Annotated in this window: 6 protein-coding genes; all 6 read left to right on the top strand. The window is 63.1% G+C overall.

The features are described 5' to 3' along the window. The first annotated feature begins 259 nt into the window (after positions 1–259). The 6 genes from QZ498_RS09825 to QZ498_RS09850 all read left to right on the top strand — a co-directional run bounded on the left by QZ498_RS09825 (position 260) and on the right by QZ498_RS09850 (position 8438). The gene (locus QZ498_RS09825; protein ID WP_294621768.1) at positions 260–1459 is read left to right on the top strand and encodes an N-acetylmuramoyl-L-alanine amidase; all 1200 of its coding nucleotides are present in this window, start codon (positions 260–262) and stop codon (positions 1457–1459) included. 88 nt (positions 1460–1547) lie between these two features. Further along, entirely contained in the window at positions 1548–4070 is a 2523-nt protein-coding gene (locus tag QZ498_RS09830; RefSeq protein WP_294621770.1) for a penicillin-binding protein 1A, read from the top strand. A 94-nt stretch (positions 4071–4164) separates the two neighbouring features. Continuing rightward, positions 4165–5292: a peptide chain release factor 2 gene (gene prfB / locus QZ498_RS09835; RefSeq protein WP_294621771.1), complete on the top strand. Its 1128-nt coding sequence runs from the start codon at positions 4165–4167 to the stop codon at positions 5290–5292. A gap of 179 nt (positions 5293–5471) precedes the next feature. After that, the gene (locus tag QZ498_RS09840) at positions 5472–6878 is read left to right on the top strand and encodes an amidase (protein ID WP_294621773.1); all 1407 of its coding nucleotides are present in this window, start codon (positions 5472–5474) and stop codon (positions 6876–6878) included. Between the two features lie 65 nt (positions 6879–6943). Beyond that, positions 6944–7738 carry a DUF2189 domain-containing protein gene (locus QZ498_RS09845; RefSeq protein WP_294621775.1) on the top strand — a complete coding sequence of 265 codons (795 nt, stop codon included), beginning with the start codon at positions 6944–6946 and terminating at the stop codon, positions 7736–7738. A 73-nt stretch (positions 7739–7811) separates the two neighbouring features. Continuing rightward, positions 7812–8438, top strand: coding sequence for a class I SAM-dependent methyltransferase (locus QZ498_RS09850; protein ID WP_294621777.1), 627 nt, complete (start codon positions 7812–7814; stop codon positions 8436–8438). Positions 8439–8611 lie beyond the last annotated feature (173 nt).

Consider the following 8611-nt stretch of genomic DNA (forward strand, 5'->3'; position numbering starts at 1 on the left):
CAGTAATGCCTTCAAGCTCGTGGGGTGCGGCCTTGGCTGACGACTGTCGCATAGCGGCCTGAACGAGTGCTGTTGGAAAGCGGCCATGGCGTCGTGACTGCCACAGGCCGGTCAAACCTGCGTTCCGTGCTCCGCCGCCGGAGCGGGATAATTTTGGCAAGAAGCAGCGGCGGGTGCGTGCATTGGCGTTGGCCTTGGTGTATCCTGACGCCAAGAACGAGCCAAAATGGCGGTGAGCAGGATGATCAGGGCAATTTGGGTGGCACTTCTCTGCCTTTGGGGCGGTCTGGCCGTGGCGCAGGACTTCAGCGGCTTGGCGCGGGTCGTGCCGGAGGGCAGCGGCGTGGAGGACACGCGCCGGGGGCTTTCGGTGAACCTGACCCTGAGCCAAGGCGTGCCGTACCGGGTGTTCACCCTGAACGAGCCTGCGCGTCTGGTGTTGGACTTCCGCGAAGTGGATTGGCAGGGCGTCACGGCGGAGGCGCTGGACCGTAGCGAACGGGCCCTGGCCCTGCGGATGGGCGGGTTCCGGCCCGGGTGGTCGCGCATGGTGGTGGACCTCGACGCGCCTTACCTGCCCGACACCGTGGATTTGCGCGTGACGCCTGAAACCGGACAAGCCGCGCTTGAGGTTGTTCTGCGGTCTGTCGGGGCCGAGGACTTCGCCGCCGCCGCAGGGGCGCCGAATTTGCCGGGGTGGGATTTGCCGTCAGACGGGCTGAAGGCCGAACGGCGCCCGCGCCAACGGGGCGAGGACCCCTTGGTGGTCGTGCTGGACCCGGGCCATGGCGGGATCGACCCGGGAGCGGAGGCCGATGGTTTGGCCGAGAAGGACCTCATGCTGCAATTCGCCCGCGAGCTGAAAGAGCGTCTTTTGCGGGCCGGCGGGATGAACGTTGTGCTGACCCGGACGGACGATAGTTTCGTTTCGCTGGAGCGGCGGGTGGCGATTGCCCATCGGGTGCAAGCGGATATCTTCATATCGCTGCACGCCGATGCCCTGAGCGAGGGGCGGGCGCACGGGGCGACGGTCTACACTCTGTCGGACAGTGCCAGCGATGAGGCCAGCCGGGCCTTGGCCGAGCGGCACAACCGGGCCGATATGCTGGCCGGTGTTGACCTGAGCGGCAGCGACGACGTGGTGGCCGACGTTCTGATGGATCTGGCGCGGATGGAGACCCAGCCACGCGCCGAGAGCTTGGCCAAGGCGGTGCGCCTGAGCCTTGCCGAACATGACCTGCCGCTCAATTCGCGGCCCATGCGGCATGCCGGGTTTTCTGTGCTGAAATCGCCGGATATTCCCTCGGTTCTGGTGGAGCTTGGCTTCTTGTCGAGCCGAAGGGACCGGGCCAACCTGCGCGACGCCGAGTGGCGCACCCGCATGGCCGACGCCTTGCATGATGCGCTGGCGGCATGGCGGCGGGCCGATGCCGCCGCCGCCGATCTGGTGCGGCAATGAGCGGCCCATGCGCGGCGCTGCGCCAGATGTGTTTTGACGTGGGCCATGGGCGTGCCTATATGGGGTCCAAATCAACGCGGGGGCACTTGTGCTTAGGGCGATAGGATCATTTTTCGGCACGCTGTTCAGTCTTGTGACGCTGGGCGTGATGCTGATCGCGCTGAGCATCGGCGCGGTCTTTCATATCTATGGCAAGGACTTGCCCAGCCATGAAAGCCTTGCCAATTACACGCCGCCCACCATCAGCCGGATTTATTCCGGCGAGGGGCGGATCATCGACGAGTTCAGCCGCGAGCGGCGGCTGTTCACCCCCGCCGAGGAAATTCCCGATCTGGTCAAGCAGGCCTTCATCAGTGCCGAGGACAAGAATTTCTATGCCCATGGCGGCTATGATGCGCGCGGGATCGCGGCGGCCATCGTGGAAGCGGTGCGGTCGCGCGGGCAGAATGTGCGCGGCGCCTCGACCATCACGCAGCAGGTGATGAAGAACTTCCTGTTGTCCGGTGACCGGCGGATCGAGCGCAAGATCAAGGAGATCATCCTTGCCACCCGGATCGAGGAGACCCTGAGCAAGGAAGAGATCCTTGAGCTCTATCTCAACGAGATTTTCCTTGGTCAGAATTCCTATGGTGTCACGGCGGCGGCGCAGACCTATTTCAACAAGACCCTGCGCGAACTGGCGCCGCATGAGGCGGCGACGCTGGCCTCGATGCCCAAGGCGCCGAGCGACTATCACCCGGTACGCGAGAAAGAGCGGCTGTTGAACCGTCGCAATTTCGTGCTCAGGGAGATGCATGAGAATGGCTATCTGGACAAGGCGACCTATGAGGCGGAATTGGCCGCGCCGCTGCGCTCGGTGCAGAATGGCGATTTCGCGCCGTTCAGCGATGATTTGCCGCCGCGCGATTATTTCACCGATGAAATTCGCCGCCAGTTGAGCCAGGATTTCGGTGAGGGTGAGTTTTTCACCGGCGGCCTGAGCGTACGCGCCACCATCGACCCCGAGATGCAGGAGGAGGCGGCCACGGCGCTGCGGCGTCAGTTGGAGAAGTATGACCGCGGGCGGGGCCGCTGGCGCGGCACGGGGATTACCTTGCCCGAGGAGGCCTTGGCGAGCGAAGAGGCCTGGCGCGAGGCATTAAGCGATGCCAAGGTGGCCCGAGACATCGAGTTGAACGGGACATGGTACCCGGCGGTCGTACTGGAAATCGGCGATCAGGAGATGCGTTTGGGCATCGAGGGCGTGGCCCCGGATGAGAATGCCCCGCATGTGGTGCCGCGCGAAGATATTGCATGGCTGCCCGGCAGTTTCCGCGAGGAATTTGAACTGGGCGAGGTCGTGCATGTTCGCAAGATGACCGAAGACGACAGTGGCGAGTTCATCCGCTGGAGCCTGCGGCAGGTGCCGGAGGCGCAGGGCGGTTTCGTTGCTATGGACGTGCAGACCGGCCGGGTTTTGGCGATGCAGGGCGGATTCTCGTACCAGCATTCGGTGTTCAATCGCGCCACGCAGGCCAAGCGGCAGCCGGGGTCGAGCTTCAAGCCTTTCGTTTACGCGGCTGCTCTGGATAGTGGCTATACGCCCGCGACAATCGTGGTGGATGCCCCCATTGAGATCGACACGCCGCAAGGCCTGTGGCGGCCGCGCAATTCGTCGAACAAGTTCTATGGACCAACGCCCTTGCGGACCGGGATTGAACGCTCGCGGAACCTGATGACCATTCGTCTGGCTCAGGAGGTGGGCATGGACGTGGTGGCCAATTATGCCGAGCGCTTTGGCGTTTACGACGATATGGGCCGTTTCCTGGCCAACTCGCTGGGGTCCGAGGAAACCACGCTTTACAAGGTGGTCTCGGCCTATGCGATGTTCGCCAACGGCGGCGAGCGGGTGGAACCCACATTGGTCGACCGGGTGCAAGACCGTTATGGCAAGACGGTTTATTCGCACGATACGCGCGATTGCACCGATTGCGCCGATCCGACCATTCCGGCCAACCGCGGCCCGCGCATCGTGTCGGACCGCGAACAGGTCATGGATGCTGTGACCGCTTATCAGCTGACCTCGATGATGAAGGGGGTGGTGGATCGCGGCACGGCCTCGGGGGCCATCAACCTGCCCGTGCCGGTGGCGGGCAAGACGGGTACCACGAACGATGCACGCGACGTGTGGTTCGTGGGCTTCACCAGTACCGTCGCGGCGGGCTGTTACATCGGCTATGACCAGCCGCGCAGCCTTGGGCGCGGGGCCTATGGCGCCTCGATGTGCGGGCCGGTGTTCCAGGAGTTCATGCAGGAAGCCATCAAGAAATACGGTGGCGGTGAATTCCGCGTCCCCCCGGGTGGACGCTTCATCAAGATCGACCGTTTCACCGGCGCGCGCCTGTCGGATGACGCCAGCGGAGAGCACGTGGTCGCCGAGTATTTCCGGGATGGTGAGGAGCCTGTCTTTGGCATCGCCTTCGACGGTGGTTTTGCCATGGGTGAAAACCTTGATTTGTTCCGCTCGGGCGAGCGGGAGCAAGTCAAGGAGGTCACCACCTCGACCGGTGAGAAGGCCACGGTGGGCAACAAATCCAATTTCGGAAACATGAGTTCCGGCGGGCTTTACTGACACCCCGCGCGAGACCCTGCGCGCACGGGTGACCTTGCCCGCCCTAGCGCCCTGCGTTATCACCTGCATCCGAGCCAACCAAGGACACTATGCCATGCGCGCCGAAGCCCAGACCCTTGTCACAGAAATCGAGAAATCGCTGGAGCTTTTGCGCCAGCGGATGGGGTGGGAAACGGCCCAGCATCGGCTTGAGGAGTTCAACGCGCGGGTGGAGGACCCGACGCTTTGGGACGATCCCGCCAAGGCGCAAAAGCTCATGCGGGACCGCCAAAGCCTTGTGGATGCCTTGGACACCCATAACAGCATCAAGCAGGAACTCGAGGACCAGACCGGCCTGATCGAACTGGGCGAGATGGAGGAGGACGAAGAGGTCATCGCCGAGGCCGAGGAGGCCCTGAAGGTGCTGGCCAAGCGCGCAGCGGCCAAGGAGCTGGAGGCGCTGCTGAACGGCGAGGCGGACAGCAATGACACCTTCCTTGAGATCAATGCCGGTGCGGGTGGTACGGAAAGCTGTGACTGGGCTTCGATGCTGGCGCGGATGTATGTCCGCTGGGCCGAGAAGCGTGGCTATACGGTGGAGTTGCAATCGGAATCGCCAGGCGACGAGGCTGGGATCAAATCGGCTGCCTACAAGATTTCCGGGCATAACGCCTATGGCTGGCTGAAATCGGAGTCAGGAGTGCATCGGCTTGTGCGTATCTCGCCGTTCGATTCGGCGGCCAAGCGGCACACGTCGTTTTGTTCGGTCTGGGTTTACCCGGTGGTGGATGACGATATCGAGATCGAGGTGAACCCGGCGGATATCCGGATTGATACCTATCGGTCGTCCGGGGCGGGCGGGCAGCACGTGAACACCACCGACTCGGCCGTGCGGATCACCCACGCGCCGACGGGAATCGTGGTGACGAGTTCCGAGAAATCGCAGCACCAGAACCGCGATATCGCCATGAAGGCTCTGAAATCGCGTTTGTATCAATTGGAGTTGGACCGTCGCAACGAGGCGATCAACGAGGCGCATGAAAGCAAAGGTGATGCGGGCTGGGGCAACCAGATCCGGTCCTATGTTTTGCAGCCGTATCAGATGGTCAAAGACCTGCGCACCGGTGTTGAGACCAGCGACACCAAGGGGGTGTTGGATGGTGATCTGGACCAGTTCATGGCGGCGACGCTGGCCATGAATGTCTCGGGCAAATCCCGCGCCGAGGCACAGGGCGAGGAGTGAGCGCCGTCTTGCAATCGCTTGCGCGGAGCGATTGAGGCGCGAACGGGCGGAGCCCAGCTGCGGGGCATTTGGGGGGCGCTGCCCCCCGTTGAAAATGCGATTTTCAACTCCCCCCGGGATATTTTTGAACAGAAGAAACAGGGGCTTGTGTCGCCCGGTGGCTGCGTTAGCGTGGCGGCATGGATGATATACTGACATGGCAGGCCCGCGCGCAGGCCGCAGCGATTGCGGCAGGCGAAGTGAGCGCCGAGGCATTGATGCAGGCCACGCTGGCGCGGATCGCGGAGGTGAACCCGAGGCTGAATGCCGTGGTGTCCTTGCAGGACGAGGGTGTCTTGCTGGCCGAGGCCAAGGCGGCGGACAACCGCACACCGGAGGGGCCGTTGCATGGGCTGCCGATTGCCATCAAGGATCTGGCCGATGCCAAGGGCTTGCCCACCAGTCATGGCTCGCCCGCCTTTGCGGAGCAGGTAGCGGCGCGCGATAGCCTGCATGTGGCGCGGCTGCGCGCGGCGGGGGCGATTGTTATCGGCAAGACCAATACGCCTGAGTTTGGCCTTGGCAGCCACACCTACAACCCGGTGCATGGGGTGACCTGCAACCCTTATGACAAGGCGCGCACTTGTGGCGGGTCGTCGGGTGGGGCGGCGGTGGCGCTGGCCACGGGAATGCTTTCGATCGCTGATGGGTCGGACATGATGGGCAGCCTGCGCAACCCGGCGGGGTGGTGCAATGTTTATGGGCATCGGCCGACCTGGGGCATGGTGCCCGCCACGCCGGAGGGGGAAAGCTTCCTGCACCCTATATCCACCAATGGCCCGATGGCGCGCAGCCCCGGCGATTTGGCGCTGTTGCTGGGCGTCATGGGCGGGCCGGAGGTGCGGCAGCCCTATGGGCGCGCGGTGCCTGATTTGGACTTGCGCGGCGGAGCCAAGGGCGCGCGGATTGCGTGGCTGGCCGATTGGGGTGGGGCCTTTCCTTATGAAGAGGGGATCGCGCCGCTTTGTGAGGCCGCGCTTGCGGTTCTTGCGGAGCAGGGGCCAGAGGTGGAGCCTATTTCGCCGCCCTTTGACCGGGACCTTCTATGGCACAGTTGGTCAACCCTGCGCAGTTGGGCCATGGCGGCGCAACTGGGGCCGCTTCTGGATGCGCCGGAGACGCGCGACAAGCTGAAGCCCGAGGCGGTCTGGGAGATCGAGCAGGGCCGCAAGTTGAGTGCCTTGGAGGTTCATAAAGCCAGTGAAATCCGGTCCGAGTGGTTCCGCGTGGCGGCGGGCCTGTTCGAGACCTACGATGCGCTGGCCCTGCCCACGGCGCAAGTCTGGCCGTTTCCGGTGGAATGGGAGTGGCCGCGCGAGGTGGCGGGCCATGCGATGGATAGCTACCATCGGTGGATGGAGGTCATGGTGCCGGCCAGTTTGGCGGGGCTTCCGGCGATCGCCATGCCTGCGGGCTTTGGTGAATGCGGCCTGCCGATGGGCGTGCAACTGATCGGACCGAGGGGCGGCGACGGGCGGCTTTTACGGCTGGCGCAGGCGTATCACGAGCTCACCGATTGGCCGGGTCAGCGGCTCGCGATAACCTGAATTTCAATTCTATCTTTGTGACCTGCGGCAATTTGGCTAGTCTGGCCCCAACGGGAGGACAAAAGATGCAGCCAGAAAAGCCGCTAGGCGTGCCGGACATGGGTGCGGTTGAGTTTGCCATGCTTGGCGAGGCCCTGCGCCGAGGCTGGGCCGACATGAAGCGCGCGCCCGGCTATGCCATTGTTTTTGCAGGGGTCTATGTGGCGGTGGGCTGGATCATGGCCTATGTGACATGGGTCACCGGGCAGACCTATTGGTTGATCTTCGCCGCTGTCAGTTTTCCGCTGATCGGCCCCTTTGCGGCGGTGGGGTTTTACGAGGTAAGCCATCGGTTGCAGGAGGGCCTGCCCTTGGAACGCAGCGAGATTTTCGGAGTGGTGTTCTATCAGGGCAAGCGACAGTTGCCGTCGATCTGCGCGGTGATCATCATCTTGTTTTTGTTCTGGTTTTTCTTGGCGCATATGATCTTTGCCCTTTTCCTGGGCTTTTCCACGATGACCAATATTTCCAGCAGTTACGAGGTGTATCTGACGCGCGAGGGGCTGACGATGCTGGGCTTTGGCACGCTGGTGGGGGCGGGGTTTGCCCTGTTGCTTTACAACATCACGGTGATCGCCTTGCCGCTTTTGCTGGATCGGGAAGTGGATTTTGTCACCGCCATGATCACCAGCTTTCAGGTGGTGATGGGCAACCCGGTGCCGATGCTGGCTTGGGCGGGGTTTATCGCGGTGGTGACTTTTCTGGCGATGTTGCCGGGGTTTCTGGGGCTGTTCATCGTGCTGCCGCTTCTGGGCCATGCGACGTGGCATCTCTATCGGTTGAGTTGTGAGGCCGGGGCGGAAGAAGCCGCAGCGATATGAATGTCGCTCAGGTGGTCCCGTGCTATCCTTGAGCGGCGTGCCGCGCTATCAGGGGTGGCAAAGGAAAGACCACATGACAAGCAACAACGCATTCTGGGACAAGGTCGCCAACCGCTATGCGGCGATGCCGGTGGGCGACCAAGCGGCCTATGAGCAGACGCTTGAGCGGGTGGCGAGCCATCTGACGCCCGGTGACAGCGTGCTCGAGATCGGCTGTGGCACGGCTACGACGGCCCTGACCTTGGCCCCCAAGGTGGCGCGGATACTGGCCACGGATGCCTCTGCCGAGATGGTGCGCATCGGGCGCGAGAGGGCCGAGGCAGAGGGGGTGGACAACATCGAGATACTCCAAGCCCGCATTGATGATCCGCGATTGGCCAGCGGGGCGCATGACGTGGTCATGGCCTTCAGCCTGCTGCATCTGGTCGATGATCTGGATGCAACGCTTGCGCAGGTGGTGAGGATGCTGAAGCCCGGGGGGCTGTTCATCTCGAAAACCCCATGCCTGAAGGCCATGTGGTACCTGCGCCCGGTGCTGCCGGTGTTGCGATTGCTGGGCAAGGCGCCGGGCGGCGTGGCGTTTTTGAGCCCTGATGCTTTGGCGGCTGCAATCCGGTGGGCGGGGTTCGAGATTATCGAGACCGGCGATTACCCCGCCAAGACCCCGCCACGGAGGTTTATCGTGGCGCGGAAGCTGTAAGGCGTTTCGAAACGCCTTCCTTCAAGCGCCTTCGAAGGCGCTTGCGACGCAAATTCGAATTTGCGTAGCCAAGGCTTTTCGAAAAGCCTTGGCCCTTTGGCGCGGCGGTGCGCGAGGCGTTACGCCTCGCGCCCGTGTTGAACCAGTTGCGCGTGCAGGTCTTTGGCCTGTGG

Source organism: uncultured Roseovarius sp. (assembly GCF_913057115.1).
Lineage (GTDB): Bacteria > Pseudomonadota > Alphaproteobacteria > Rhodobacterales > Rhodobacteraceae > Roseovarius.

Coding starts and splice junctions, on each gene's coding strand:
- QZ498_RS09845 (WP_294621775.1), top strand. CDS start 6,944: ATGCAGCCAGAAAAGCCGCTAGGCGTGCCGGACATGGGTGCGGTTGAG.
- QZ498_RS09850 (WP_294621777.1), top strand. CDS start 7,812: ATGACAAGCAACAACGCATTCTGGGACAAGGTCGCCAACCGCTATGCG.
- prfB (WP_294621771.1), top strand. CDS start 4,165: ATGCGCGCCGAAGCCCAGACCCTTGTCACAGAAATCGAGAAATCGCTG.
- QZ498_RS09840 (WP_294621773.1), top strand. CDS start 5,472: ATGGATGATATACTGACATGGCAGGCCCGCGCGCAGGCCGCAGCGATT.